This is a genomic window from Microbulbifer maximicatervae (SeqCode) (assembly GCF_056232625.1).
In genome coordinates this window covers 3625979-3652202 of the sequence record NZ_CP174324.1, presented here as the reverse complement: position 1 = coordinate 3652202, position 26224 = coordinate 3625979, and the positions used below count along the sequence as shown (strand labels likewise).

General features: G+C 50.8%; 32 protein-coding genes and 1 tRNA gene. 16 read left to right on the top strand and 17 right to left on the bottom strand.

What is annotated here, in order from left to right; genetic code table 11:
* Positions 1–39 precede the first annotated feature (39 nt).
* Complete coding sequence (gene moeA / locus ACJJI6_RS15885) at positions 40–1281, top strand: molybdopterin molybdotransferase MoeA (protein ID WP_475711173.1); 1242 nt, start codon at positions 40–42, stop codon at positions 1279–1281.
* Between the two features lie 198 nt (positions 1282–1479).
* Here moeA and ACJJI6_RS15880 read toward each other — a convergent pair whose 3' ends face one another.
* The 4 genes from ACJJI6_RS15880 to ACJJI6_RS15865 all read right to left on the bottom strand — a co-directional run bounded on the left by ACJJI6_RS15880 (position 1480) and on the right by ACJJI6_RS15865 (position 3095).
* Positions 1480–1893, bottom strand: coding sequence for a type II toxin-antitoxin system YafO family toxin (locus ACJJI6_RS15880; protein ID WP_444906667.1), 414 nt, complete (start codon positions 1891–1893; stop codon positions 1480–1482).
* Positions 1890–2075: a hypothetical protein gene (locus ACJJI6_RS15875; protein ID WP_444906666.1), complete on the bottom strand. Its 186-nt coding sequence runs from the start codon at positions 2073–2075 to the stop codon at positions 1890–1892. Before ACJJI6_RS15875 ends, ACJJI6_RS15880 begins: the two co-directional genes overlap by 4 nt.
* Positions 2075–2395, bottom strand: a complete 321-nt coding sequence (locus ACJJI6_RS15870) for a hypothetical protein (RefSeq protein ID WP_444906665.1) — start codon at positions 2393–2395, stop codon at positions 2075–2077. Before ACJJI6_RS15870 ends, ACJJI6_RS15875 begins: the two co-directional genes overlap by 1 nt.
* 623 nt (positions 2396–3018) lie before the next feature.
* Positions 3019–3095: transfer RNA gene (locus tag ACJJI6_RS15865), tRNA-Arg, on the bottom strand.
* 191 nt (positions 3096–3286) lie between these two features.
* Here ACJJI6_RS15865 and ACJJI6_RS15860 point away from each other — a divergent pair.
* The gene (locus tag ACJJI6_RS15860; protein ID WP_413665824.1) at positions 3287–3709 is read left to right on the top strand and encodes a c-type cytochrome; all 423 of its coding nucleotides are present in this window, start codon (positions 3287–3289) and stop codon (positions 3707–3709) included.
* Between the two features lie 106 nt (positions 3710–3815).
* On the opposite strand, the gene rep is transcribed toward ACJJI6_RS15860, so the two are convergent.
* Positions 3816–5849: a DNA helicase Rep gene (gene rep / locus ACJJI6_RS15855; RefSeq protein WP_252084133.1), complete on the bottom strand. Its 2034-nt coding sequence runs from the start codon at positions 5847–5849 to the stop codon at positions 3816–3818.
* Positions 5850–6002: 153 nt separating this feature from the next.
* On the opposite strand from rep, the gene ACJJI6_RS15850 reads away from it, so the two are divergent.
* From ACJJI6_RS15850 to bla, 6 genes are all read left to right on the top strand, one after another.
* Positions 6003–6221 carry a DUF3565 domain-containing protein gene (locus ACJJI6_RS15850; protein ID WP_252084134.1) on the top strand — a complete coding sequence of 73 codons (219 nt, stop codon included), beginning with the start codon at positions 6003–6005 and terminating at the stop codon, positions 6219–6221.
* Between the two features lie 2 nt (positions 6222–6223).
* Positions 6224–6676, top strand: a complete 453-nt coding sequence (locus ACJJI6_RS15845) for a YaiI/YqxD family protein (RefSeq protein ID WP_152450565.1) — start codon at positions 6224–6226, stop codon at positions 6674–6676.
* A 17-nt stretch (positions 6677–6693) separates the two neighbouring features.
* A complete protein-coding gene (locus tag ACJJI6_RS15840; protein ID WP_475711171.1) occupies positions 6694–7197 on the top strand; it encodes a GNAT family N-acetyltransferase in 504 nt (167 codons plus the stop codon).
* Positions 7198–7207: 10 nt separating this feature from the next.
* Complete coding sequence (locus tag ACJJI6_RS15835) at positions 7208–7765, top strand: GNAT family N-acetyltransferase (RefSeq protein WP_475711169.1); 558 nt, start codon at positions 7208–7210, stop codon at positions 7763–7765.
* Between the two features lie 146 nt (positions 7766–7911).
* The gene (locus tag ACJJI6_RS15830) at positions 7912–8862 is read left to right on the top strand and encodes an alpha/beta hydrolase family protein (RefSeq protein ID WP_475711168.1); all 951 of its coding nucleotides are present in this window, start codon (positions 7912–7914) and stop codon (positions 8860–8862) included.
* A gap of 15 nt (positions 8863–8877) precedes the next feature.
* The gene (gene bla, locus ACJJI6_RS15825; RefSeq protein WP_475713465.1) at positions 8878–9744 is read left to right on the top strand and encodes a subclass B3 metallo-beta-lactamase; all 867 of its coding nucleotides are present in this window, start codon (positions 8878–8880) and stop codon (positions 9742–9744) included.
* Between the two features lie 31 nt (positions 9745–9775).
* Here bla and ACJJI6_RS15820 read toward each other — a convergent pair whose 3' ends face one another.
* The 7 genes from ACJJI6_RS15820 to ACJJI6_RS15790 form a co-directional block, all read right to left on the bottom strand.
* Positions 9776–9973, bottom strand: coding sequence for a putative antibiotic biosynthesis monooxygenase (locus ACJJI6_RS15820; protein WP_444906660.1), 198 nt, complete (start codon positions 9971–9973; stop codon positions 9776–9778).
* A complete protein-coding gene (locus ACJJI6_RS15815) occupies positions 9970–10413 on the bottom strand; it encodes a MarR family winged helix-turn-helix transcriptional regulator (RefSeq protein ID WP_475711166.1) in 444 nt (147 codons plus the stop codon). The genes ACJJI6_RS15820 and ACJJI6_RS15815 overlap by 4 nt, the downstream gene beginning before the upstream one ends.
* A 7-nt stretch (positions 10414–10420) precedes the next feature.
* Complete coding sequence (locus tag ACJJI6_RS15810) at positions 10421–10705, bottom strand: putative quinol monooxygenase (RefSeq protein WP_475711164.1); 285 nt, start codon at positions 10703–10705, stop codon at positions 10421–10423.
* A gap of 436 nt (positions 10706–11141) precedes the next feature.
* On the bottom strand, positions 11142–11825 hold the full coding sequence (locus tag ACJJI6_RS15805; protein WP_475711162.1) for a hypothetical protein: 684 nt from the start codon (positions 11823–11825) through the stop codon (positions 11142–11144).
* A 2-nt stretch (positions 11826–11827) separates the two neighbouring features.
* Positions 11828–12754 (bottom strand): hypothetical protein, encoded by a 927-nt coding sequence (locus ACJJI6_RS15800; RefSeq protein ID WP_475711160.1) that lies wholly within the window; start codon positions 12752–12754, stop codon positions 11828–11830.
* A 486-nt stretch (positions 12755–13240) separates the two neighbouring features.
* Positions 13241–14737 carry a YifB family Mg chelatase-like AAA ATPase gene (locus tag ACJJI6_RS15795; protein ID WP_475711158.1) on the bottom strand — a complete coding sequence of 499 codons (1497 nt, stop codon included), beginning with the start codon at positions 14735–14737 and terminating at the stop codon, positions 13241–13243.
* Positions 14738–14766: 29 nt separating this feature from the next.
* Complete coding sequence (locus ACJJI6_RS15790) at positions 14767–15015, bottom strand: accessory factor UbiK family protein (protein ID WP_282930338.1); 249 nt, start codon at positions 15013–15015, stop codon at positions 14767–14769.
* A 420-nt stretch (positions 15016–15435) separates the two neighbouring features.
* Between ACJJI6_RS15790 and ACJJI6_RS15785 the strand changes: the two genes are divergently transcribed.
* The 5 genes from ACJJI6_RS15785 to ACJJI6_RS15765 all read left to right on the top strand — a co-directional run bounded on the left by ACJJI6_RS15785 (position 15436) and on the right by ACJJI6_RS15765 (position 18900).
* Positions 15436–16161, top strand: coding sequence for a TorF family putative porin (locus tag ACJJI6_RS15785; protein WP_475711157.1), 726 nt, complete (start codon positions 15436–15438; stop codon positions 16159–16161).
* Between the two features lie 52 nt (positions 16162–16213).
* The gene (locus tag ACJJI6_RS15780; RefSeq protein ID WP_282930336.1) at positions 16214–16552 is read left to right on the top strand and encodes a P-II family nitrogen regulator; all 339 of its coding nucleotides are present in this window, start codon (positions 16214–16216) and stop codon (positions 16550–16552) included.
* A gap of 54 nt (positions 16553–16606) precedes the next feature.
* Entirely contained in the window at positions 16607–17866 is a 1260-nt protein-coding gene (amtB, locus tag ACJJI6_RS15775; RefSeq protein ID WP_282930335.1) for an ammonium transporter AmtB, read from the top strand.
* A gap of 87 nt (positions 17867–17953) precedes the next feature.
* Positions 17954–18292, top strand: a complete 339-nt coding sequence (locus tag ACJJI6_RS15770) for a P-II family nitrogen regulator (RefSeq protein ID WP_108731383.1) — start codon at positions 17954–17956, stop codon at positions 18290–18292.
* A 383-nt stretch (positions 18293–18675) separates the two neighbouring features.
* Entirely contained in the window at positions 18676–18900 is a 225-nt protein-coding gene (locus tag ACJJI6_RS15765) for a hypothetical protein (protein WP_108731384.1), read from the top strand.
* Positions 18901–18966: 66 nt separating this feature from the next.
* On the opposite strand, the gene ACJJI6_RS15760 is transcribed toward ACJJI6_RS15765, so the two are convergent.
* The 4 genes from ACJJI6_RS15760 to lptM form a co-directional block, all read right to left on the bottom strand.
* Positions 18967–19704 (bottom strand): DUF484 family protein, encoded by a 738-nt coding sequence (locus ACJJI6_RS15760; RefSeq protein WP_444926434.1) that lies wholly within the window; start codon positions 19702–19704, stop codon positions 18967–18969.
* A gap of 123 nt (positions 19705–19827) precedes the next feature.
* Positions 19828–20658 (bottom strand): diaminopimelate epimerase, encoded by an 831-nt coding sequence (gene dapF, locus ACJJI6_RS15755; protein WP_475711155.1) that lies wholly within the window; start codon positions 20656–20658, stop codon positions 19828–19830.
* Positions 20659–20751: 93 nt separating this feature from the next.
* Positions 20752–22005: a diaminopimelate decarboxylase gene (gene lysA, locus ACJJI6_RS15750; RefSeq protein ID WP_475711154.1), complete on the bottom strand. Its 1254-nt coding sequence runs from the start codon at positions 22003–22005 to the stop codon at positions 20752–20754.
* An 11-nt stretch (positions 22006–22016) separates the two neighbouring features.
* Entirely contained in the window at positions 22017–22367 is a 351-nt protein-coding gene (lptM, locus tag ACJJI6_RS15745; protein ID WP_282930330.1) for an LPS translocon maturation chaperone LptM, read from the bottom strand.
* A gap of 107 nt (positions 22368–22474) precedes the next feature.
* Between lptM and cyaY the strand changes: the two genes are divergently transcribed.
* Entirely contained in the window at positions 22475–22801 is a 327-nt protein-coding gene (gene cyaY / locus ACJJI6_RS15740; protein ID WP_444906653.1) for an iron donor protein CyaY, read from the top strand.
* 7 nt (positions 22802–22808) lie between these two features.
* Here the strand turns inward: cyaY and argH are convergent, their stop codons facing one another.
* Positions 22809–24233, bottom strand: a complete 1425-nt coding sequence (argH, locus tag ACJJI6_RS15735) for an argininosuccinate lyase (RefSeq protein WP_475711152.1) — start codon at positions 24231–24233, stop codon at positions 22809–22811.
* 89 nt (positions 24234–24322) lie between these two features.
* On the opposite strand from argH, the gene ACJJI6_RS15730 reads away from it, so the two are divergent.
* On the top strand, positions 24323–25480 hold the full coding sequence (locus tag ACJJI6_RS15730) for a sensor histidine kinase (RefSeq protein ID WP_475711151.1): 1158 nt from the start codon (positions 24323–24325) through the stop codon (positions 25478–25480).
* Positions 25477–26223, top strand: a complete 747-nt coding sequence (locus ACJJI6_RS15725; protein ID WP_475711149.1) for a LytR/AlgR family response regulator transcription factor — start codon at positions 25477–25479, stop codon at positions 26221–26223. The genes ACJJI6_RS15730 and ACJJI6_RS15725 overlap by 4 nt, the downstream gene beginning before the upstream one ends.
* Position 26224 lies beyond the last annotated feature (1 nt).

Here is a 26224-nt window from a genome sequence, read left to right as displayed (position 1 = left end):
TGTCCCAACCGCAAAGGAATGAAGTAAGAGATATTGTCCATGCCCACTATCGACTGCTGTAGCCAACCGGGCCTGATGCCCATCGAAAGCGCCCGCGAAAAACTTCTCGAGGCACTGAGCCCAATCAGTGGCACTGAGACTTTGCCCCTGGCACAAGCCGCCGGTCGAGTATTGGCTGAGGATGTTATCTCCACAGTAAACCTACCGCCCTGCGACAACTCCGCAATGGACGGTTACGCCCTGCGCTTTGAAGACCTGGCCAGTGGCTTGCCGCTGGAACTGATCGGCAAATCTTTTGCCGGTGCACCTTTTGACGGTGTGGTGAACCCCGGCACTTGCGTGCGCATTATGACGGGAGCCGCAGTACCCGCAGGTGCCGATACGGTAGTGATGCAGGAAAATGTCGATGCCCAAGGGGAGTCGATACGAATAAATTGTGAAGTTCGCGCTGGCGACCATGTTCGCCGCTGCGGTGAAGATGTGGCTGAAGGAGCTAGCCTGCTCAAGGCCGGAGAGCGCATCAGCGTTCCACATATTGCCCTGCTCGCCGCTGCCGGTGTGGGCACAGTGACTGTAGTGCGCAAACCGGTAATCGCACTTTTCTCCACCGGCGATGAATTGCGTCAGCCCGGCGACGCCCTGGGTAAGGGCGATATTTACGATAGCAACCGCATTGCCCTGTTATCAGCCCTGGACCAGCTGGACCTGGATATTTTGGATTTGGGTATATTGCCCGATAACAAACAGGCTATTACCGATGCCTTGCAGCGTGCTTCCGAAGAGGCCGATGCAATTATTACCTCCGGTGGAGTCTCCGTTGGTGAAGCGGATTACACCCGTGAAGTGTTGGAAGAACTGGGAGAGATCGGCTTCTGGAAAGTGGCGATGAAGCCCGGCAAACCTTTTGCATTTGGTTTCCTACAGGGAACGCCCTTCTTCGGCCTACCCGGCAACCCGGTTTCCGCCCTGGTAACTTTCTACCAACTGGCCGTTCCCGCCTTGAGTGTGATGAAAGGCGATCAGTGGACTGGCCCGCAGACCTTACAGGCAAAACTGTTAAAACCGCTGAAGAAAAAGCCGGGCCGTACCGATTTCCAGCGGGGTGTATATCGCAGTGATGAAAACGGGGTATTGGTAGTAGAACCGGTTGGTACCCAAGGGAGCCATATTCTTTCCGGCCTGGCTGCTGCTAACTGCTTTATCGTTTTGGCGCGAGAGAGTGGCAGTGTAGAGGCTGGGGAGCAGGTGGTGATTGAGCCTTTGAGGGTGCCGTTGGGTTGAGTAAATATACAGAGTGAAGTTAAGCTGCTTGAACAGTTGAGGCTGATCTTGAGAGAGGTAAAGTTAAGCATCCCATAATTATTTTAAATATTAAGTAATTATGGGATATAACATTTCCTGATGAAATTCAATTGGCAGTAGTAAATAGTATTGCGTAATAGGTCCCAAGCTATGTAAAGTAATTAGACTGAATAATTTCTAATACTGTTCTCGAAAATTTTCAGCAATATCCTCTAGTTTTGCCATCAAATTATTGTCTCTATCTGTATTTATTACTTCTTCAGGTTTTCTTGGATCAAAATGCTTTATTATCCCAATAAGGAGATAAGTATCCGGTTCCATAAAACCAGGGCAGTAGGCCAGAACATAACCACTAGTACGGCGGTACTGTAATAGTCTCACGGGAAAGCCTTGCTCTTTATAATGGAGATGCATCAGTTCTAAGGAAGAGCGCCTAAAGGTGCGATCATAAGGTACATCACGGCCAAAGGAACGGGGAAGCATCCCTTCCTCCCCTTTATATGATTTAAACTCCGCAACTAGTGCCTTTCTTTTTTGTTCATCCATGGACTCGCGTAACCAAGTATGGGTGAAGACTCTAATTTCTTTCACCAGCCAGTATCCTTTTTGGGTTGACGTAGCCTTGCGTGCTGGGTTGTTTTCTGTGCTATTTTCTTCAATTCACTTTCTTGAATTTCGAAATTTCGAGTACTTGGCTCGATAATCTCTTCAGAGAACTCAGTAGATTGAAAATTTAGGTTTCGACCTTCGGTATGTCTTGAGTCTTTATTCATTACTCTTCCTCAAAACTTCCTATATCTTTTGGCTTCGAATCTTTCAGTTTCTTCGCCATTTTACGAGTCACTTTTTCCATGTCCATTGCATCTCCCGTCGCTTGGGGAGGTAAATCTTTCATTTCCATGGTTCCACGCTGGGCGACTTCACAGAACTCAGTCATGTCTTCAAACAGTTGACTGGGTACAGCATAAAACTGGACTTTATTATCTGAAGTCACCGCTATGGCGTCACCTTCTGCTTCGTGTAATGCGGCACTTGGATTAGTTTTGAACTCGCTTAAAGGCATAGTGCGACCGAATTTTACTTTCCGATGCATAATGCTCCTCTCTGATTTACAAAATTGTTGCTTTATATAAATCTAAGTATGAGGCTAACTTAAGGACTAAGCCAGCTATGAAACCTCTTTAATTTGATAAGGTTCCTTTTCTCATTGTATAGAGATGACCGATTCCTCATCAGTATTAATATAAAGAGAAAATATTTACGGTTGTGTTTTAAGTAGGTCGTTTCTCCCTGTGGGTAGGCGAATCTTTAGCCGCTGAGTTACTTCCAAGTTGAATCTGTGTTCAAGTAGATCATGAAGTAGGTGAATATAAATAGGATCGACTGCATAGAATATTGTGAATTAGAGAGTTCGCTATATTAAAAAGCCCGCTTCTGCGAGTGGTGTGCTGGAGGATTAGCTTCGCTCTTTGGGCTCGCTGCCCTGCGGCAGCTTTGCTGCCTCCGAGTCGAACCTGAGTTCGAACAAAGCCTGGGGGTTAGCCATATACAAAGAGGCCCGCATGAGTGGGTGGTGTGCGGGAGGATTAGCTTCGCCCTTTGGGCTCGCTGCTCTACGGCAGCTTTGCTGCCTTCGAGTCGAACCTGAGTTCGAACAAAACCCTGGGAGTTAGCCATATACAAAAAAAGCCCGCATAAGCGGGCTTTTTTTGTATATGGCCCGCCCGAGAGGATTCGAACCTCTGACCTTCGCCTCCGGAGGGCGACGCTCTATCCAGCTGAGCTACGGGCGGTTTAATTGGCTATCAGTGCCAATGGGAGGCGGATTATACAGAAGCTGGGGGGCGGGTTAAAGGACATTCTGTTGGCTTATATAGTCTTTGGCAGGTGGCGGCGCAGTGCTTATAATGCGCGGCGTAGGAGTTTGCGACGATATTTTGAACGTTTGTGGGCCAACTCACTTCGGTCCTTTTGGGGGAATATGATGAAGCGTATTTTGGGTATTGTGGCGGCATTGGCCGTCAGTGCGGCTACGGCAGTGGCCCAGCAGTCTGTTAATGAAGAAATCGCAGAGCGAATTGCTCCGGCAGGTGAAACCTGCATGAAAGGTGAAGAGTGTGCAGCGGCAGTAGCGGCAGCTCCTGAGGGTGCTAGCGGCGGCGCTGCTCGCAGTGGTCAGGATATCTACAATGCAAGCTGCCAGACTTGTCACGCAATGGGTGTTGCAGGTGCGCCTAAATTCGGTGATGCCGCAGCTTGGGCACCCCGCATTGCCAAGGGCATGGACACTCTCTACAACAATGCCATTAACGGTATCAATGCCATGCCGGCCAAAGGCCTGTGTATGGACTGTAGCGATGACGAGATCAAAGCTGCTGTGAATTACATGGTGGATAACAGCAAGTAAGCTGTTTCACTATTGGAAAAAGGCCGCTCATTGAGCGGCCTTTTTTGTTTTTAGTATCTGTTTTTGCAGTTACGGCAATATTTGAAAATATTTAATCAATAAGAAATTAATCAAACATACTCAACAACGACCCCAAAGTTTCCTCTCCCTTCGCCTGATTCTGCTCCGGCGTCGCCTTACCAAACCCTTCCAACAACACATCTTCTTCTGGCAATTCGTCAATAAAGCGGCTGGGCGTGGTGTCCTGGGTTTCGCCGAACTGTTTGCGCTTGCCTGCCAAAGTCATGGTGAGGGTGCGCTGGGCGCGGGTAATGCCTACGTAGGTGAGGCGGCGCTCCTCTTCGATATTGTCGTCTTCAATACTGTTGCGGTGGGGAAGTAAGTTCTCTTCCATACCGATCATAAATACGTGGGGGAATTCCAGGCCCTTGGCGGCGTGCAGGGTCATCAGGCTGACCTTATCGGTGGCTTCCTCTTCTTCCTGGCGCTCCAGCATATCCCGCAGGATCAGTTTGGAGATGGCCTGTTCCAGGCGAATATCCTGCTCCAGCTCATCGTCGGTGCCCTCCATAATCTTGTTGAGGCTCTCCAGCAGCCAATACACATTCTCCATGCGCTTCTCGGCCACCTTCTCGCTGCTGGCGTTTTGCGAGAGCCAACCGGCGTAGTCGATATCTTCCAGCATTTCACGCAGGGCACCATTGGCGGTGGTATCGCGACAGTTGCGCTGTACCCCTTCGAGCCACAGGGCGAAGCGATTCAGGCGTTCGTAGCCCTGCTCGTTGATATGCTCCTTAAAGCCCAATTCCGAGCAGGCTTTGAACATGGAAATCTCGCGGCCCTTGGCGTAGTTGCCCAGGGCTTCCAGGCTGCTGGTACCTATTTGGCGGCGCGGGGTATTGATAATGCGCAGGAATGCGTTGTCATCATCCGGATTTACCAACAGGCGCAGGTAGGCCATCACATCCTTGATTTCAGCGCGGGCGAAGAAGGAAGTACCGCCGGACATCTGGTAGGGAACCTGGTGTTCCTGCAGTTTCATTTCGATCAGGCGCGCTTGGTGGTTGCCGCGATAGAGCACGGCAAAATCCATAAACTTGCAGCCGCGACGGCTCTTCTGCAGAAATATCTCGTTGGCGACCCGCTCCGCTTCCTCATTTTCATTGGCCACCTTGAGCACGCGGATCTCCTCACCCAGGCCGCGATCGGACCACAATGCTTTGTCGAATTCGTGAGGATTGTGGGCGATCAGGTGGTTGGCCACTTTGAGGATGCGGCTGGTGGAGCGGTAGTTTTGCTCCAGTTTGATCAGGCGAAGGTTGGGGAAGTCGGTCTTCAGCGCACTCATATTCTCCGGGCGCGCGCCGCGCCAGGCGTAGATAGACTGGTCATCGTCTCCCACCACTGTGAGGCCGCCGCGCCCACCCACCAGCAGCTTCACCAGCAGGTACTGGGAGTTGTTGGTGTCCTGATATTCGTCCACCAGCAGGTAGCGAATCTTTTTGCGCCAGCGTTGCAGCAACTCTGGATCTTTGTCGAACAACTGTACCGGCAGCAGGATCAGGTCGTCGAAGTCGACGGCATTGTAGGCCTTGAGGGCTTCACAGTAGCGATCGTAGGCAACCGCGATGGCCTGCTCACCGGGGCTCTGTGCCTGCTCTAGGGCACGGCGCGGGGTGAGCATATCGTTCTTCCAGTTGGAGATCTGGTTTTGTACCCGATCCAACAGGTCTGTATCCAGGTCGCCATCCCTGAGCATCAGCTCCTTGATCAGGGCGCGGGCGTCTTCCGCATCGAAGATGGAGAAACCGGGCTTAAAGCCGGCGGCGCGGTATTCCTTACGCAGGATATTCAGCCCAAGGTTGTGAAAGGTGGATACGGTGAGACCGTGACTCGCCTTGGAGCGCTTGCCATCCGGGCCTGCCAGCAGTTTGCTGACCCGCTCTTTCATCTCCCGTGCCGCCTTGTTGGTGAAGGTGAGGGCGGCGATATTGCGCGCGGCGTAGCCACACTGCTCGATCAGGTAGGCGATCTTGCGGGTAATTACGCTGGTCTTGCCGGAGCCGGCGCCGGCCAGTACCAGGCAGGGGCCATCGACATACTTCACGGCTTCGGATTGGCGGGGATTGAGCTGGGTCATAGATGGGGCTGCATCTTCGCGTCGCGGAAAAGCGGGAGATTCTAGCAGTCTTGGCTCGAATCATCCCAGTACCAGTGCGAACCACCGGCCACACGTATACTTTGCCCTTGGGATTGGCTATAACTGCGCCTTATTCCCTGCTTGTGTAACCCCATGCAACAACCCATCGCCGGCTACCACCTGGATGAAGAGAATCACTGGGTGGCGGAGCTCGCCTGTGGCCACTTCCAACATGTACGCCACAATCCTCCCTGGACCAACCGGCCCTGGGTGATCACTGAACAAGGGCGCGAGTCCATGCTGGGATTCCAGCTCAATTGCAAGAAATGCGATGAGGGCGCACCGCCCGATACGCTCGAAAAGGTTGTATAGCCATGACAAAACTCTGGGTCGATGCCGACGCCTGCCCGGTCGCCATCAAGGAAATCCTGTTTCGTGCCGCTGAGCGCACAGCCACAGAACTGACTTTGGTGGCCAACCAAGCGGTGCGGGTGCCGCCGTCGCGCTATATTCGCTCCGTGCAAGTGACAGCGGGTTTTGATGTGGCGGATAACGAGATAGTGCAGCGCTGCGAGGCGGGGGACCTGATTATTACCAGCGATATCCCACTGGCAGCAGAGGTGATCGACAAGGGTGCTGAAGCCCTTAATCCTCGTGGGGAGCGCTATACCAAAGCCAATATCCGCGCGCGCCTGAATATGCGGGACTTTATGGATACCCTGCGCTCCAGCGGCGTGCATACCGGCGGGCCACCGGCCCTTAGCCAGGCGGACCGCAAAGCTTTTGCCGATCAGTTAGATCGATGGTTGGCAAAGAGTCGCAAGTAACTTTAAGGAGAATTGCCGTGGAGAACTTGAGACTGAAGCCAATGGAAGAGTGGCAATTCCCAACATTGATGTCTTGGCTACCTGATAGGGAGCAGTGCCAACAGTGGGGTGGTCCCGATTTCAGGTTTCCGTTCGAGGGGAAGTCCTTCTTGGAGGATTGTCGTTGGCCGGAGTTGCCCAGCTACGCACTTCAGGACAGTAGCGGCGATGTGCTGGCTTTTGGGCAGTATTACCAACACCTGGGTCGCTGCCACTTAAGTCGCTTAATTGTCTCCCCCAATCATCGCGGAGCCGGATTAGGACGTGCGCTGGTAGTACAGCTTGCACAAACAGGAGCCAGAGCCCTGGATGCAATCGAGTGCTCTTTATTTGTCCTGCGTACTAATCTAGCGGCACGGACTCTCTACCAGAAATTGGGTTTTGAGGAAGCAGCTTATCCAGGGCAGCGAAAATGGCTGGGTCAGTGCGATTTTATGGTCGCACCGTCTGTAGATTTTCAGCAGAAACAAAATATTGAATAGCGAATATTCCATGCCTGAATTAATACAACCTATGACAGAGCGCTTACAGCTGCGCCAGTGGCGAGAGGAAGATAAGCCTGTAGTTGCAGAAATGAATGCCGACCCCAGGGTGATGGAGTTCTTCCCCTCCTTGCTGACGCGACAACAGAGCGACGCCGGTGTGGATCGTAGTATTGCGCATATTGAGAAATACGGCTGGGGCTTTTGGGCCTTGGAGCTGAGAGAGACTAAAGAGCTTCTTGGATTTGTCGGCATGAAAAATGTGACCGAAGATTTGCCCTTCACTCCAGCGGTAGAGATTGGCTGGCGCTTGGCCTTTCCTCACTGGGGAAAAGGCTATGCCAGTGAAGCTGCACAAGCCTCTTTGGATGTAGCTTTTAATACCCTGAATCTCAGCGAAGTCGTTTCCTTTACTGCACTACAAAACCTTCGTTCCCAGCGGGTGATGGAGCGACTGGGTATGCGGCGGGATTCTCTCGTCTTTGAACATCCACTGGTCCCCAGCGAAAGCCATCTACAGCGGCACTGCCTTTATCGCTTAAGTGCTGATGATTGGAAAAAATCTTGATGTGATTAGCTTCAGTTAGCTCGGGAACCATTACTTTTTCTTGGGTTCGGATAGGGGGGTGAATATGAGGTTCACCCCCTCACCAACAATAACCAAGCAAATATCGCCCCATCATTAATTTCAGGTGAGGGCAGGGAGTTCTCGCTATGGGTTTTCTTAAATCGGCCTTTATAACGGCAACTGGTTTTCTGCTAGCGGCTTTGCATATCGGCGTGTCCGCCGAACCACTACTTAAAGTCAGTAAACGCCCAGATGGGTCAGCGCTTTACTGGTCTTTAGAGCAACCATCAAATAAAGGGAAATATGGCTTGTTCCTGATAGCCCAGGGATCTGGCTGCCTACCTGCTGTTAAAAATACTACTATTCAACAGGCTAAAGAGATGACGGCAGGATATGCTGTTTTGCTGGTAGAAAAATATGGTGTAACTCACTCTGACAGCCCGGAAGAGCAATTAAAGGATTGTTCAAAAGCGTATGTAGCTAACCATACCGTTGAGCAGCGTGCGGTAGATGTAGAGCAAATTGTTGAGGAGCTGCGCGGCGCTGATTGGTGGAATGGCAAGCTGGTTTTGTTCGGCGGTTCCGAGGGTGGTGATCTTGTTGCACGACTGGCGCCGAGGCTAAATCCCGATGCGGCTGTGGTCTTTTCAAGTGGATTGGGGGAATCCTTTGCTCAAGTGCTAAAGAGTTTGGTTCCGCCCCACGTAGCTAAAGAGGTAGATGCCAAACTCGCCTATGCCCGAGCTAACCCAGAAAGCGCGGAAGTCTGGGGTGGAAACTCTATGCGCTGGTGGGCCGATGTCGTCGATCGGGTACCGGTCAACGATTTATTGAACAGCCATGCCCCCATATTATTGATCCAGGGCACAGAAGATAAATCTGCCCCGGTCAGTTCCGGCCGAGCAGCACGAGATGCCTATGTATCAGCCGGACGTTGTGAGCTGACTTATTGGGAGTACTCCGGTTACGATCACTATATGACAGATAGGGATGGCGTAAATCACCGGGGAGAAGTCTTTGAAAGAATTTCTGGATGGATCAAAAAGACTGCACTAAATGGAGCTCCCGGGTGTATCTCTGGTGCCGGTAAAAGTTGAGACTGATCAATGAATATAAGAATCCAATTAGCCGCAATAGTAATGGCAGCTTATTCCAGTTTTTCGGCAGCGGAAAACTATGCTGTCTTACCACAACTGGAAACCTACAAAGTACCAGAATCCTGGCGTCAGCCAGTAGCGCCTCTAAAGATTGCAGGTAACACGTGGCAAATAGGTACCGAGGGAATTACCTCACTGTTGTTAAAAGGCAAAGAGGGATCAATTCTAATTGACGGTGGCATGGAACAAACGGCTGAGCATTTATTGGAGAATATGCGCAGGTTGGGAGTCGCCCCCTCGGATCTCAAATTAATCTTGCACAGTCAGGCCCATGCAGACCACATAGGTTCCTTAGCGGAGCTAAAACGCGTAACTGGTGCACAGGTGGTAACCAATGCCGAGTCAGCGGTGTTAATGGCTCGCGGTGGTGCCAATGATATTCATTTTGCCGACGAACTTTTATATCCGCCAATAAAGGCGGATCGTATCCTGCACGATGGCGAGCAAGTGGTTCTAGGGGATTTGCGTCTACGCGTACATTTTATCCCAGGTCATACACCAGGCAGTATGGCCTGGACCTGGGAAGACAAAGTTGATGGTAAAACTAAAGATATAGCTTATGTGGATAGCCTTACAGCGCCCGGTTATCAACTGATTGATAATCGCCGCTATCCAAATATCGTCGAGGACTTCCGCACAAGCTTTGCCCGTGTGCGGGATTTACCTTGTGATTTACTACTTACCCCTCATGCACCTGCCAGCGGCTGGGAGTTTAAAAACAAAGCTATACAGAAAAAATCAGTAAGCTGTCATCAATATGCAGAGAAAGCGGAAGAAAAATTAAGTGAAAAGCTGGAAGCTGAGAAAGATCCAGTTGACTAGATATTTGCGCTACAAAACATGGCTCGGCATATTAATGCCGGGCCAAAAATTGATGCACCTTTGGCACAAGATAGAAATACATTAGTGGGACCAGAATAACGGTCATTATTAGCGCTTTTAAACTAATTGCAATTTGCAATTCCAGTGCCCGCATCCCTAGAAGTAATAGAGTGACAATAGGGTAAACCAATGCCCAGATGCACAGGGCGTGCAGTATCGGTTTCTTCATTTGTTCAATTCCTCCATAAATTTAGAAATTGTCTTAAAATACCCGGGTAAGATTTTCTGTAAAAATTGTTTTCCACTCTTGGATAGTGCTACACATTTTGCCCTACCATCGCTGGAGTCTGCTTCCATAACGATGAGCTCATCTTCCACCATACTTTTGAGGGTTCGCGTCATTACCGGTCGAGAAACATCGATGCGCTCTGCGATTTCTGAAGCCAGCAAACTATCTCTTTGAGGCTCCCGGTCGATAACGATCATTACCAGGAAGCGCAGCTGGGAGGTTCCGTGTTCAGAAAAATACCCCTCCAGCTCCCGCAATAACAGACTCGCATTGCGCATCATGGTAAGGGCGCCCTGAACGGCAGTGGGATCTTTTACAGAAAATCGCTTGGAATATCCCTCAACCATCTGTTGTGAGGGAAGTTCTTTGAGAAAAAACATAAGAGTATTAAGCCAACCTCTCCAGCTTATTGATCTCCACAGGCTCTTTTAGCCACTCTTGATAGGCTTCGAATATCGGAGCGATATAGGGCATAACGTAATGCTTGTCTAAGTCTTCCTGGCTGCGCCACTCCTCGTATAAAAACAGGTTTTCCCTATCCTCGTGCACAACAAACTGCAGGCAGCCCTCCTCCTTCAACGTATCAGCCACTATAGAAAGAATGGCCCACTTGGCTTGGTCGAAGAACTCTGTTTTGGGAGAAATCTTGGCAATAATGAACAAGTGCTCCATAGATAGTGCCCTAAATAATAATGGTTATCATGATAACTACAAAGACGGTTTTGTCAACTTTTCTAGTGACTGCGGATTTTGTAGAGGTAAACAGTAGTTATTTAACAGCAAGATTGTGTTTAGTTAAGTTCGATTTAGGTTTCTGAGGAGGTTGCTCTGATATAAAAATTTCTAACACTATAGTGAAATTAACCTAAGCAATATTTGCTTTTTACTGGTTAGTTTAGCTTCGATCATTTACGTCAGTGCTTGGAGTATAATAAGTGACTCTTAAGAGATTTTTAACTCACAAAGCGGTTTTTTAACATTAAGATTTGCTTGAAATTTGCCACTGGTACAGAGGTATTATAAAGACTTTCAGGGGACCTTGGGGTAAATATAATAGGCTATATGGCTTATAGGCGCTGCAGTTATCATGCATATTTTAAGCTGCCTCTTATGCGGAGGCAGCCATTCGTTCCATAACAATCTCAGGGAGATATGTATTTTTATCAAGCTGGTCCCTAAAGCCTAATCGCTGATATACATTTCCACCAACACCAGGTTTGACCTCTCCCGATGCTTCATCTCGAGTATAGTCTTTCGCAAAATAAATAAAATCAAATTTTCTAGAAATATCTTCTGAAAATTCGATCTTTAATTTTTCTTCTGACTTTTCATGTATTACTGGCGCAACTATATGAATTGATCTGGGGTTAATGTGTTGATATAGCTCTGTTATATTTGTTTTTACAACACAAGACCCTGATATAATTGACTTAACAATTATAAATTCATCAGCTTTTTCATAACCCTTTTCATAAAAACGATTGTAAATTGGTGCGACGCTAACATCATTTACCGTAGAGCGTTGATTCCATAAGCACACTAAATAAACATTCTTTACTCTACTTGATAGTGACTCAATAATTCCTTTTGCGAGGAAGTCTGCATCTTCTGCTGTAACGACTAAGCAGTAGGATTTTTGAGACATCTGCGCATCGTCAAATCGAGCGCCGAGATGCTCGCCAATATCATGCATTACACGCCGATAATCTTTGGCTTCTAGATCTTCTTTTAACAGCTGTTCGAGTAGACTTTTTGCACGAAAGTCATTGTTATCTTTAAAGCTTCTTCTCATGCTTATTCCCCTGTACTCATTAAGATCTTAGCAAGATCAATAATAGTGACGGGTTGTTGTTCAACTATTTCTTGTTTTATGGCGCAAAATTTCTCGTCCCGCAACCTGGGCTTAACGATACCGCTAAACATATTGCCGCGAAACGAATATTTAAGATATCCCTCAACTACTTCGTAATCTAACCCATCAATATTGTCAAGTACAGCCTTTAATTCATCATCAATATCGAGATCCACTTCGTCTTCTCGTTTGAAGAAGTCTGGATTTGCACCTTCTCTAGCCCTGTCAATCACTTCTTCGATGCTTACTGAGTCACTTGTACTAAGTAGCTTCCAGGCTCCAAGTAGGTTTTGAACTACCACAGAAAGTTTATCAAGCTCTGGAGATGTAGATAGCTGCGTTATTGCATCACGAAACTCTTGCTGCTCCAAAAATAATCTATTAATGGACTCAGGATTGCTGAAGTGTAGGCAGTTAGTGTGGCTATTAATTTCATCTGGAATGTCACTTTTGCGACGTTCGTACACGCTTTTATTGGCTAGTACCAATATTGTTTTTGGGTCGATTAACTTATTAAATTCACGATCGATTTTATATTGACGTTGAAAGGGCGTGGCAATACCATTATTTCCCTGCCAATAAACTTCATTGGCATCCTTTAGTTGATAGCTACGCTTTTCGCCTGTGGATTCATTGTGTAATACAAAATCATCGACAAATGCTTTTTTCTGTGTTCCTACTTTAATGTTGGGAGCGTCATTTTTAGCTTCACCGTAAAACTTGGCAATCTTGAACGCTGCGAAACGCTCTTCGTGCCTATTTCCTTTAGAGTTGTTGCCGCCACCTTGGCATTGATTTTTTAGCTTAGTTAGTGCTTCATTGCCAAAGTTATCTGCGACAAACTGTTCCAGTTCATTTGCCGAAGTCATTTATAGTGCGTCGTTATAGAAAATTTTCGCAATCATACCAGTAGCTTTGCATATAGCAACATAAAAGGCGCCTATGTAGCAGAATATCTTACTGAATTACAGGATAACTATACCGAAAGACTGTTTAAAAGTATGAATAATTGAAGAATGAGCCCACAAATTTGGAGGAATTGTATTTTCCTCAAACCATACATATTTTCCGATAAAAGATAATTTTCGACTATCTATCAAAAAAATTATCCTTCTTTTGTTTAGCGAAGTAAACGTTTTGTATGTGTAAATAGATGGAGTTTAAAATTTTAATTGTGCTCTTAGGAGAGTTATAATGGTAAATATATTTTTTGAATTTTATTGCAATAGCAATCTTAATTGCTCGGTATAGCGTGCTCACAAAAATAAATTTAGTTGGATAAGATACGGTAATATAAGCGAGTCACTCAACTTATTTTTTTGATAAGAAATATCACTCAGTATTTAGTTGTTCCATTAATTTATTAGAGACTTAATGTTTCTTCGGTCGAGATTTCTATAGGCTAGTGCCTCAGCAATTTGAGTAGTACTTATATGTTCAAAATTAGTGAGGTCTGCCAGGGTTCGAGCTACTTTAAGAATACGGTGGTAGCTACGCGCGGATAGCCCCAGTTTTTCCACCGACTGTCGTAAGAGGTGCTTTTCCTTTTCCCCCAAGGCACAGTGCTTTTCCAGCTCTGCGCCTTTTAACAGGTTATTTGTCTTACCTTGCCGCTGTATTTGTTGCTGGCGTGCGGCACAAACTCTCTCTCTCACGGTATCGGAAGTTTCTCCGGGAGCTGAATCCTGTAATTGCACAGCATTCATAGTGCCCACCTCCACCTGCATATCGATACGATCCAGCAGGGGGCCAGAGAGTTTGTTGCGATATCGATCTATTTGGTCTGGGGTACAGCGACAGCGGGGCTCGCCTAAATAGCCACAAGGGCAGGGGTTCATAGCCCCAACCAGCTGAAAGTGGGCGGGGTAGGTGACTTGGGCTCGGGCGCGGGAGATTCGCACTTCACCATTCTCCAGGGGTTCTCGCAGTATCTCCAGAGCGTGCCTGGGAAATTCGGGCATTTCATCGAGGAAAAGTACTCCCCGGTGCGCGAGGGATATCTCACCGGGCCTTGGGGTGCTGCCACCACCGACCAGCGCTGTTGGTGAGGCGCTGTGGTGCGGGGCCCTGAAAGGGCGCAGGCTCTGGTGAGGGAGGCCTGCGCTGGAGTAAACGCTCGCTACCTCTAATGACTCTTCAGTTGTCAGCGGGGGCAATATTCCTGGCAGGCGGCTGGCCAGCATGGTTTTGCCGGTGCCGGGCGGACCGTAAAAAAGCAGATTGTGGCTCCCGGCTGCTGCCACTTCGAGAGCGCGGCGGGCCTTTAGTTGGCCGCGCACATCGGCTAAGTCTGCGCAAAGGTGCTCTTCGGCAATAGGCTCTGCAACAGCTTTGGGCATAGATTCACGCCCATGAAGTTCGGCGCAAACTTCCAGCAGGGAGTTGGCAATGCTGACTTCGCCGGTAGCCAGCGCGGCTTCCGCACCGTTCTCGGTAGGCACAATGAGTTTACGGTCTTCATTGGTGCAGGCTACGGCTGCCGGTAAGCTACCACTTACTTCCCGCAAGGCGCCAGTGAGTGCTAGCTCGCCAATAAATTCATAACGTTCCAGAGTTTCGGTGGGAACCTGTCCCGAGGCGCTGAGAATGCCGATGGCGATGGCCAGATCGTAGCGGCCACCTTCCTTGGGTAAGTCGGCGGGGGCGAGGTTCACGGTAATACGGCGCTGGGGGAAGTCGAAATGACTGTTGATTAGGGCGCTGCGGACACGATCGCGGCTCTCCCGCACCGCCGCTTCCGGTAAACCCACAATATGAAAAGCAGGGAGGCCATTTGCCAGGTGGGTTTCTACGGTAACCAGAGGTGCAGAGACCCCGAGCTGAGCTCGGGAGTAGGTGACTGAGAGGCTCACGATTTCATCCTTGAAGTGGCTCCCTGGGCTTAGTCCTTGGCGGCGCTGTCTCTCTGCGCCAGGGCTTGCTCCAGCATTTCGACCTTATCTTCGAGTCGTGCCAGCTTTTCCCGGGTCCGGCGCAGTATCTCCACCTGAGTGTCGAACTCTCGCTGGGAGACCAATGGCAATTTATCCAGTGATACCTCCAGAGCACTGCGCAAGTCACTGGTCACCACGGCGCCCTGTTGTTGTAGCTCTTTCAGCAGCTGTTGCAGTTTATCTGCTGCCACGGGCATTTCCTCGCTAAATAAGATGGATTTGAATAGCACGGGATTGTAACCCAGTGCATTTTTTGGAAAAAGCAGCCTAACAGCGCACCGTTCTGAGCGCACCTTAATCTTTACCTCCCCACTTCAGTGCAAAGGAAGAAAGGCAGTTCCATGTTGGTGCAGCACTTTGCCTCCGAGTTTCTATTCGTACGAATTTTACTAATTCAATTACTCCTAACTTATTGATTTTGCTTGCGGTTGCAGTGTTGGCATCAAGTCTGCAAACAATCTGTGCAGGTGTCCCATTAACGATCATTGGGAGTCTGGGAAAGTAGCAGTTCACGAGACGCAAGCGACCCTCTGTCACACCCGACAGTGAAGGACTGATTGCAGGCGGCGCCATAAAAGCACTCGAAAAAACAGCTTCAAAAGCCTTGGAGGATCAAAGTGGAAAATAAAATGTATAAAGTTGCCACTCTCGTCACCGGTGCCGTTCTCGCACTGGGCGCTGCAAATTTATCGATGGCTGCCGAGGGCGGTCCCAGCATTAGTGCCAATGTGGGTCTAGTTTCTGACTATAGATTCCGTGGTATTAGCCAGACTGATGGAGGCCCCGCATTACAGGGTGGTGTCGATGTCGATTTTGGAAACGGCATTTATATTGGCACCTGGGCATCCCAAGTGGATTTTGATTACGAGACTGATCAAACCGACTACGAACAGGATTTTTACGGCGGTTATAGTGCGGATATCAATGACAGCGTTAGCTTTGATGTTGGCTACATTTATTACGCCTATCACGGCGGAAGTGAAGATGAAGATTATCAGGAAATATACGGCAGCCTGAGTTTTTCAGACTTAACGTTGGGGTTTGCCTATTCCGATGATTATTGGGCGGATACCGGTGAGTTTTATTACCCTTATGCGGAATATAGTTTCGCTCTTCCCTCAGATCTTTCTCTCGATCTACATCTGGGATTAAACCTTTTTGAAGAAGAAGGTTTTCTCGATGGATCTGATTCCTATATCGATTACTCCGTTTCCCTCAGTAAAGAATTTGGCGGCTTGAGCCTGAGCGCTTCTTTCGTGGGCACCGATGTCAGCGATAAAGAGTGCTACGAGACCGACTGGTGCGAACCTACATTGCTCGCCGGCGCGGCTTATACCTGGTAATACAAAAGGGCCTTCGTTAATGCGAGGGCTCGTTTTTCTTTAGGGGAATACCATGAAATTAATCACTGCAATCATTAAACCCTTCAAGCTGGATGCTGTGAGAGATGCCCTGCGGGAGTCGGGGGTTAATGGTGTAACGGTCACTGAAGTGAAGGGCTTTGGTCGCCAAAAAGGGCATACGGAGTTGTATCGCGGCGCAGAGTATGTGGTGGATTTTCTTCCGAAAACCATGCTGCAAATAGCGGTGGCAGATTCGCAACTGGATGCGGTTATCGAAGCAATTGGTTCCAGCGCGCAGAGTGGCAAGATCGGTGACGGAAAAATATTTGTCGCAGAGCTTGAGCAGGTCGTGCGCATACGTACCGGAGAAACCGGTAATGCAGCAATTTAATTAAAAACCGAAAACATAATTTTAATAAATATCCAGATTTGAACGGAGAGGAATATGGAGAACCAAATTTTTCAATTGCAGTATGCAATTGATACTTTTTACTTTCTGATGTGCGGCGCCTTGGTAATGTGGATGGCCGCCGGCTTTTCTATGCTGGAAGCCGGCTTGGTGCGCTCCAAAAACACCACGGAAATTCTCACCAAGAATGTGGCCCTGTTTGCGATTGCCTGCATTATGTATCTGCTGACTGGCTACGCCATTATGTACGATGGTGGCTGGGCATTGTCCGGTATTGAGGCGTTTAGTCTGGAAGGCGTACTCAGCGATTCTGCAGAAAATGGTTTTGAGGGTGACTCCGTTTATTCCGGAGCTTCAGACTTTTTCTTCCAGGTGGTTTTCGTAGCTACCGCTATGTCCATTGTATCCGGTGCGGTTGCCGAGCGTATGAAGCTGTGGAGCTTCCTGGCCTTTGCAGTAGTTTTGACCGGTTTCATCTATCCACTGGAAGGTGCCTGGACTTGGGGTAGTAAAGAGGTTTTCGGCCTGTATAACTTGGGCGATCTCGGTTTCTCTGATTTTGCCGGTTCCGGTATCGTGCATATGGCGGGTGCAGCGGCTGCGCTTGCTGGTGTTCTGCTACTGGGCGCGCGCAAAGGCAAATACGGCCCCAACGGCCAAGTGTATGCCATTCCCGGTGCTAACTTGCCGTTGGCAACCCTGGGTACCTTTATCCTGTGGATGGGCTGGTTTGGCTTCAATGGTGGCTCCGTACTGAAGCTGGGCGATGCTGCCAGTGCACACTCCGTCGCCATGGTCTTTGTGAATACCAATACCGCTGCTGCCGGTGGTGCTATTGCTGCACTGATCACCGCCCGTATCCTGTTCGGTAAAGCGGATCTGACCATGTTGCTCAATGGCGCCTTGGCCGGTCTGGTAGCAATTACTGCGGAGCCTTCAACCCCGACTGCATTGCAGGCAACCCTCTTCGGTATGATCGCCGGTGTGTTGGTGGTCTTCTCTATCATCACCCTGGATAAGCTGAAAATTGATGATCCGGTGGGCGCTATCTCTGTACACGGCGTTGTCGGCTTGCTCGGTTTGCTATTGGTACCTGTGACTAACAATGATTCCAGTTTCAGCGGGCAATTGATTGGTGCACTGACCATCTTCGGCTGGGTATTCGTCAGTTCATTCGCAGTGTGGTACCTGCTCAAGCTCGTCACTGGTATCCGTGTGAGCGAAGATGAGGAGCAAGAGGGTGTTGACTTGACCGAATGCGGAATGGAAGCTTACCCGGAATTTATGAACAAGTAAGTTAACAGTGTCGGTGCTGCCCCATAGGCGGGGCAGTGGCCTGGGTAAGGTTCTCTCGACGAGGACGAATCAGGGGAAATACTCAAGATGAAATTGATTACGGCTGTAGTAAAGCCCTTCAAATTGGATGATGTACGCACTGCCCTGTCTGAAGTGGGCGTGCAAGGAATGACCGTCACCGAGGTAAAAGGTTTTGGGCGTCAAAAGGGCCATACAGAACTTTATCGTGGCGCCGAATATGTGGTGGACTTCCTACCGAAAGTAAAATTGGAACTTGCTGTTGATGATGAGATGGTGGACTCCGCTGTTGAGGCAATCACCAAGGCGGCGCAAACCGGCAAAATCGGTGACGGCAAAATCTTTATCACGGCTCTCGAAGAAGTCATTCGTATCCGTACCGGTGAAACCGGTAGCGAAGCTGTGTAACCTGTTTGATAACTCTTTCATAACGTAGCGATTGAGTATCATAAGCCCCGCAAGGGGCTTTATATGCACTTCTGATAAGTCCCGCTATCTTCCCTCCCATCTTTGTTATCTATTTTGTTTGAAATACCTGCTATCGGTGCAGGCGCAAAAATCTGCATAACTAACTGAAATATTCCCATTTCATTTCCCAACAAAAAACTCTACAGCCTCCTCCTTGTGTTACTGGCACGGGGGTGGGGAACTGCCTATAAATTAATCGCCGCTATTGACGCGGTAGGGGATCGCCACTGAAAAGTGGTTGTCAGTTTTGTAGATGCCGCGGGAAAGGGGCGGCACAGAGGTACTCCCTCTGTAACAGGAGTAAAGGTTACAGGGTTTTAGCTATGAAAGATGGTTATGAAGATCAGGGTAAGAACTCTCGCAGCAAGGACTCCGAGGAATTTGCAGAAGAACGCAGTATCACCTCTCGCCAGCGCGCCAGAAGCCAGTTAAGTTCCGATGTAGAGGAGTTTCTCGCCGGTGGCGGCGCGATTAGTGAAGTTGATCCAGAAGTTACCGCCGACCCCCCGCGCAAACCGCAGCCAAAATACGGCAGCCGCCCTATCTAATCTCTCTGGTCGCTGTTGCTCCTCCAGCAGGAGGAGTGACAGTTGGCCAAACCCCTCTCAGAGCTTTTACCGATTGAGCAGTTTCGGTAGCAGGCGCTCCAGGACTTCGCCGATATAGGATAGGAATAAAGTACCCAGGCTAGACCGGTAGTACTGGGGATCAGCAGAGCCTACCGCTAGGGTGCCAAGTTGATTGCCCAAAGGAACTACGGCAGCTGAAGCGATATATTGCGCTTTTTCCGCAAATAGGAATTCTTTTTCCCGCTGGCGCAAAACACCACAGATGGGGCGGCCGTTACGAATTATTCCGCCAATTGCCGTCTCGGCATCGGAAAATGTGCTGGTCTGAACTTGTCCCAGGCTTTGGCGGGGAACAGATAGTGGCTCGAACAGAGTCAGGCTGGTGAACTCAACATTGAAGTCAGCGGCGAAACTGGCATAGAGAGCTTCTGTGACTTCACCGATATTTTCAGCTTCCAGCAGTGCCAGGATAAGTCGGCGGCTATTGAAGAATAACTGGTCGTTGTCCCGTGCGTTGTGCAAGAGCTGGTCGAGGCGCTGGCGCATTTCGATATTGCGCTCACGCAGCAAATTCGTTTGGTGGGTCATCAGCGACACGGTCTTGCCATTTTCCCGCGGCAACTTGATGGTTTCCAGAAGTTCCATGCGCTCTTCAAAGAACTCCGGGTTTTGAATCAGGTAGCGGGCTACCTGCCGTGCCAGCAGTTTATCGTCACGCTGGGTTTCCTTGTGAGTGTCGCCGGCAATCTCTTCGGGGGGCTGATTGGCGTCTGTGTGTTCCATTGTGTTTGCTTTTTCTGGCACGGGGATGGGGCATCGGACAACTGATGTGGCGAAGCGTTCTGCTCTCTGAGTTATCCCGTACCCGCTTGTGGCGGGTTTACTGCCAAATACCCGGACAATTGTTTAGAGAATAATCTGCCCGTGAAAAACCGTGGTTGCGGGCCCGGTCATAGTAACTGGCTGGCCGGGTCCGCTCCAGTGAATTGTCAGTGTGCCGCCGGGGAGCTGAATTTGGACTTTGTCATCCACCAGGTTTCGCAGGCGAGCGTATACCATGGCAGCACAGGCGCCGGTGCCACAGGCACGAGTTTCGCCAACGCCGCGCTCAAATACCCTGAGCTGGGCTTCGGTGCGTGTATCCACTTGCAGAAAGCCAGCGTTGACCTTTTGTGGGAACCGCGGGTGGCGTTCAATTAGGGGCCCGAGTCTTTCTACCGGTGCGGAAGCGATATCTTCCACCAGAAGAACCGCGTGGGGGTTTCCCATGGATACAGCACCAATGGTGAAGGTCTCCCCGTCCACTTCCAGGGGATAGGACTCTGCACGGCGATCGGCGGAAAAAGGTACTTTTTGGGGCTCAAGGACTGGTGCTCCCATATCGACACTAACCTGATCCCCGTCCAGCACTCTAAGGTGCAGTAAACCGGCGGCAGTTTCTACTTGGATATTTTTCTTACCGGTAAGGCGGCGTTCACGTACAAAGCGGGCAAAGCAGCGGGCGCCATTGCCGCAATTTTCCACTTCGCTGCCATCGGCGTTAAATATGCGATAGCGAAAATCCGCCTCGGGTGTTCGGGGCGGCTCCACCAGCAGTACCTGGTCGCAGCCCACGCCGAGGCAGCGGTCTGCCAGGCGACGAGTTTTTTCCGGGGTCAGTTTAATTTTTTGGCTGACGCCGTCGAGCATCACGAAATCGTTGCCGAGCCCATGCATCTTGCTGAATTTAACGCGCATTCCATTTCTCTGTTCGTACTGATTTTCCGCGGCGTTAGCTGCGGTTTGGGGCCCGGGCTGAAAAATGGACCCCACTGCGATGCAAGTAGCTGATCAGGCTTTTTTGGGAACAGTGGTCTCACCGCGAACCAAGTCGGCAAAAGTCTCCCGCTCACGCACCAGGTAAGTTTTGTCGCCATCCACAAGTACTTCAGCAGCGCGACAGCGGCTGTTGTAATTGGAACTCATGGTGAAACCGTAAGCACCGGTCGACAACATGGCTAACAGTTGCCCCTCTCGCAGAGATTGGGAGCGGTTTTTACCCAGGAAGTCGCCCGTTTCGCATACCGGACCGACAATATCCCACAGGGTACTTTCACTCTCGTCCGGTGTCACTGGCACAATATCTTGCCACGCCTGGTAAAGGGCCGGACGCAGGTTGTCATTCATGGCGGCATCGACGATAGCGAAGTTGTGCTCTTCGGTACGCTTCAGGTATTCGACCCGGGTCAGCAGGGCGCCGCCGTTGGCGGCAATGGAGCGGCCGGGTTCGAGAATCAGGGATAAATTGCGTTCGCCGATACGCTTGTGGACCTCCGCCAGGTAATCCCCGACAGGGGGTGGTTCCTCACCCCGATAGCGCACTCCGAGGCCTCCGCCCAGATCCAGGTGTTCCAGGGTAATTCCCAGCTCGGCGAGCTGATCGATAAGGACCAGCAGGCGATCGAGTGCATCTAGGAAGGGGGCGACTTCGGTGAGCTGGGAACCGATATGGCAATCCACACCGGTAATTTTCAGATGCTCAGAATCCGCTGCGTGCTGATAAACCTCGATCGCCTTGTCTATGGCGATGCCAAATTTATTTTCTTTGAGACCAGTAGAAATATAGGGGTGGGTTTGTGCATCCACATCGGGATTGACCCTGATGGAAATTGGGGCGGTCTTGCCACACTCTGCGGCCACGCGCTCAAGGCGGTCAATTTCCGCTTCTGATTCAATATTGAAGCAGTGCACTCCAACCTCCAGAGCACGCCGCATTTCCTCTGAGGTTTTACCCACTCCGGAAAATACGATTCGCGATGGGTCGCCGCCGGCGAGCAGCACTCGCTCAAGTTCCCCGCCGGAAACAATATCAAAGCCCGCCCCTAGCTGTGCCAGCAGTGACAGAATGCCCAGGTTACTGTTGGCTTTCACTGCGTAGCAGATTAGGCCGGGACGATTGTCGAGGGCCTTGGCGTAATCCCGATATTGCCGTTCAAAGTGTGCGCGGCTGTAGACATAAGTGGGGGTGCCGAAATTCTCAGCTATTTGTTCCAGTGAAACCTGCTCAGCCCACAGGCTACCGTCGCGATAACTAAACTCTCTCATATGACCGGTTCTTACTCTTCTAAATCTTCCTCGACATTGGAGTCATCCGCTGTGCCCGATTCGTCGTCGACTTCGATAGTCGGGCCGGTCTCAATGGTGTCATCGATATCAAAGTCGGGCCCATAGCCGTCTTCAGATTCAATTTCATCAACGGTTTCCACCGCTTGCTCTGCTGCGGAGCCGGGCTCGCCGGGTTGTGCCGCACCGCTGGTGGGTACTGTCTCCGGCGGGCCACCTGGAATATTGGAGGCGGGCATGGCGGGGTCCTGTGGAAGATAGAGAGGACCTTTTTGGCCACAGCCCAGTAACAGTGCGGTGGCACCGATGGTGATGGTTAATAGAGAGAGTCGTTTTTTGAGCATCGATAACATCCTGAGAGTCGGAGATTCGCAGCGGCAACCGGCAAAAGCCTGATAGTATAGCGGCCCACCTGATTCAACACATTACACGGTAACAGAAGTAACCAAAGATGAGCCAAGCGGAATATGATGCGGCTGTGGAGCAGACTCTAATCGGTATTGAGGATGCACTCGATCACTGCGATTGGGATATCGACTACGAACGCAGTGATGCGGTGCTGACCCTGACCCTGGAAGACAATGGCAGCCAGGTAATTCTCTCGCGCCAGTCCGCCAACCGGGAGTTGTGGGTCGCCGCTAAATCCGGTGGCTACCATCTATCTTTTGAAAATCCCGGCTGGAAGTGCACCACGACCGGCGAGGACCTGCCGACTTTGCTCGACCGCGTATTGAGCGAGCAGCAAGGCGAACAGGTTTCCCTCGAATTATCCGCTTAAACAGCGCTTAAGCGCGCTGCGAAATCTCTTCCCGTGCGCGCTTACAGGCCGCGCGCACTTGGTTCGGTGCGGTACCGCCAATATGATCGCGAGCCGCAACCGAGCCTTCTAAAGTCAGCACCTCAAATACATCTTCGCCAATTTCTGTTGAGAATTGTTGTAGCTGGGCCAGGCTGAGTTCGGATAAGTCTTTATCCTGTTCAATAGCAAAGGATACGGACTGCCCGACAATTTCATGAGCATCGCGGAAGGCCACCCCTTTGCGTACCAGGTAATCGGCCAGATCCGTCGCGGTGGAGAAGCCCTTGGCCGCAGCTTCCAGCATATTTTCTTTTTTTGCCTTCAGTGCCGGTGCCATATCGGCAAACGCGCGCAGGCAATCCAGTGCGGTATCGGCGGCATCGAATAGCGGCTCTTTATCTTCCTGGTTGTCCTTGTTGTAGGCCAGCGGCTGGCTCTTCATCAGTGTGAGCAGCGCAATCAGGTGGCCGTTAACCCGGCCGGTTTTACCGCGTACCAGCTCCGGAACATCGGGGTTTTTTTTCTGCGGCATAATCGAGGAGCCGGTGCAGAAGCGATCGGGCAGGTCAATAAAGTCGAACTGGCTGGAAGTCCACAGCACCAGCTCTTCACTGGCCCGGGACAGATGGGTGAGCAGCAGCGCGGCGAAAGCACAGAACTCGATAGCGAAGTCCCGGTCGCTGACTGAGTCGAGGGAGTTTTCTGTGGGGGCATCGAAGCCCAGCAGCTCCGCCGTGCGTGCGCGATTGATCGGATAGCTGGTGCCGGCCAGTGCTGCGGCCCCTAACGGTGAGCGGTTAACCCGTTTGCGGCAATCCATCAGGCGCTCGAAATCCCGGCTCAGCATGGCATTCCAGGCCAGTAAGTGGTGGCCAAAGGTCACCGGTTGAGCGCTCTGTAAGTGAGTAAAGCCGGGCATAATGGTATCGGCTTCGCGCTCCGCCAAATCGACCAAGCCATTTTGCAGGCGGGTCAGTTCGGCAGCAATCAGATCGATGCGCCCACGCAGCCACAGGCGGATGTCGGTTGCCACCTGATCGTTGCGCGAGCGGCCGGTATGCAGTTTCTTGCCAGTGGCACCAATGCGTTGGGTCAGGCGCGCTTCGATATTCATATGGACATCTTCGAGCTGCACAGACCAGGGAAATTCTCCCGCTTTTATCTCTTCGGCGATGCCCTTCAGGCCGTCGGCTATCTTGTGATATTCATCAGCACTTAATACCCCCACTTCTGACAACATCTGCGCGTGGGCAAGTGATCCTTGGGTGTCTTCCATGGCCATGCGCTGGTCAAAAGTCACCGAGGCGGTAAATCGCTCGACAAAGGCATCGGTGGCTTCACTAAAGCGGCCGCCCCAGAGTTTGGCGGCAGGATTGTTGGCGGACTCGGAGGGGGATTTTTCGTTACTCATGGTTTTCCTGGCTGCAGTGAGATGAAAGGCTGGGGGGCTTGGTGATATCTTGCGCTTGGAACTTTGGGACAATCAAGAATAACAACTGCATGTCATTCCCCTGGCCGTCGGGCATTATAACGCAGAAAATTCGAAAATATCGCACAGGAAATAAGGATTCTGCGCTATCTGGGCAGCTTCCGTTTCTGCCAGACCTCTGCAGTGTCACCTCTCTGGCGGTACTGGTGTTGATGGGGGAATTGCTGGCATTGGTGCTGGTCCTGGCCCTGGATGGTTTACCGGAATTCAGTTGGCAGCGCCTGGGACTGATCTCTCTGGTGATCCAATGGGTGATATTGCCCTCGGCCGCGCTACTTTGCCGGCTTCGGCCGAGCCTGGCGAAAATGCCCCACAAACTCGCTGGCGGCTTGAGTTTTATTGCAGTGCTGTCGGTGCTCATATTGGTGATGGCAGTGCAGCGCTCCCTGCGCGCGGTGCTGTTACAGACCAGCTTTGACAGTTGGGGGTTTGCGGGCGATTGCCTGCTTGGGGCTATTTGTGCGGGGGTGGTATTGCGCTACGCCTATCTTCAGCAGCAACTCTACAACCAGCAGCAGGCGGAGCTCGGTGCCCGAATTGAGGCACTTCAATCGCGGATTCGCCCCCATTTCCTCTTTAACAGTATGAACAGCCTGGCTAGTTTGATCGCTGTTGATCCTGATCGCGCGGAGCGGTTGGTAGAGGATTTATGTGCATTATTTCGTGCAAGCCTCGCCGATCCAAAGCTGGTGCCTTTAGCGCAAGAGATTACTCTAGCCCAACGCTATTTGGAGATTGAAGCCCTGCGTCTGGGGCAGCGTTTGCGCCAGAGTTGGCGGCTAGACTCGGGCCTGGATAAGGTTCAGCTGCCCAGTATGTTGCTTCAACCCCTATTGGAGAATGCGGTGTTGCACGGTGTGGCAAGATTGCGGGAAGGCGGAGAGATCAGCGTGCAACTCTCGCAAGAGGAGGGCATGTTTAAGGTCGTTATTGAAAACCCATTGCCACAGGACAGTGCAGTTCCTGCGAAGACTGGTAATGGCATGGCGACAGAGAATATTCGCCAGCGTCTCACCGCCTACTACGGCGATCGCTTCAAATTTACCGCCCGTCGGGAGGGGGGCCGGTACCGGGTCATACTACAGCTACCCTTATCTCCCCGGGAAGTGGACCGGCGGGAAATAGAGTCCAGCACAAATTCCAAGAAGGCTATCGAGGTGATGGAGTGACCCAATTGCGCGTACTGATTGTTGATGACGAGCCTTTGGCTCGTGCCCGTCTGCACCGGCAGTTGGAGAGGATCGATCATTGTATTGCTGTGGGAGAAGCGGCAGATATTGAAGCCGGACTATCACAGATCCGCGAACTCGACCCAGACCTTGTGCTACTGGATATTGAAATGCCCGGTGGTAGCGGCCTGGAATTGGCTCAGCAGTTATCCAGCTTTGTGTGTCCGCCGGCAATAATATTCTGCACTGCTCACGATGAGTTTGCTTTGCCCGCTTTTGCCACCTCAGCGGTGGGGTATTTATTAAAACCTGTGAATGTCGAACAGCTGCGGAAGGCGGTTTCCAAAGCGCAGCGTCTGAGTAAGCCGCAGCAGCAGTTGTTAACCAAGCAGGATCTGGAGGAGCCCAGTGGCCGCAGCCGCATTAAGGCGATAAGTCGTCTGGGGGTGGAGTTGCTGGATGTAGATTCTATCCGCTGTTTGGTTGCGGACAGCAAGTATGTTGTAGCCCATCACTCCGCTGGAGAGACCATACTGGATGAGTCTCTAAAAGAGCTTGAGAGTGAGTTTGGACAGCGTTTCGTGCGTATTCACCGCAGCGCACTGGTGGCTGTGCAATATATTGTTGGGTTGCGCAGGGACGGTACAAATTACCGGGTAGAGCTGGATGGCGTAACAGCAGCGCCGCTGGTGAGCCGGCGCATGCTGCCTTCGGTAAAAGGATTGATCGCAGAGATGTGTTAGA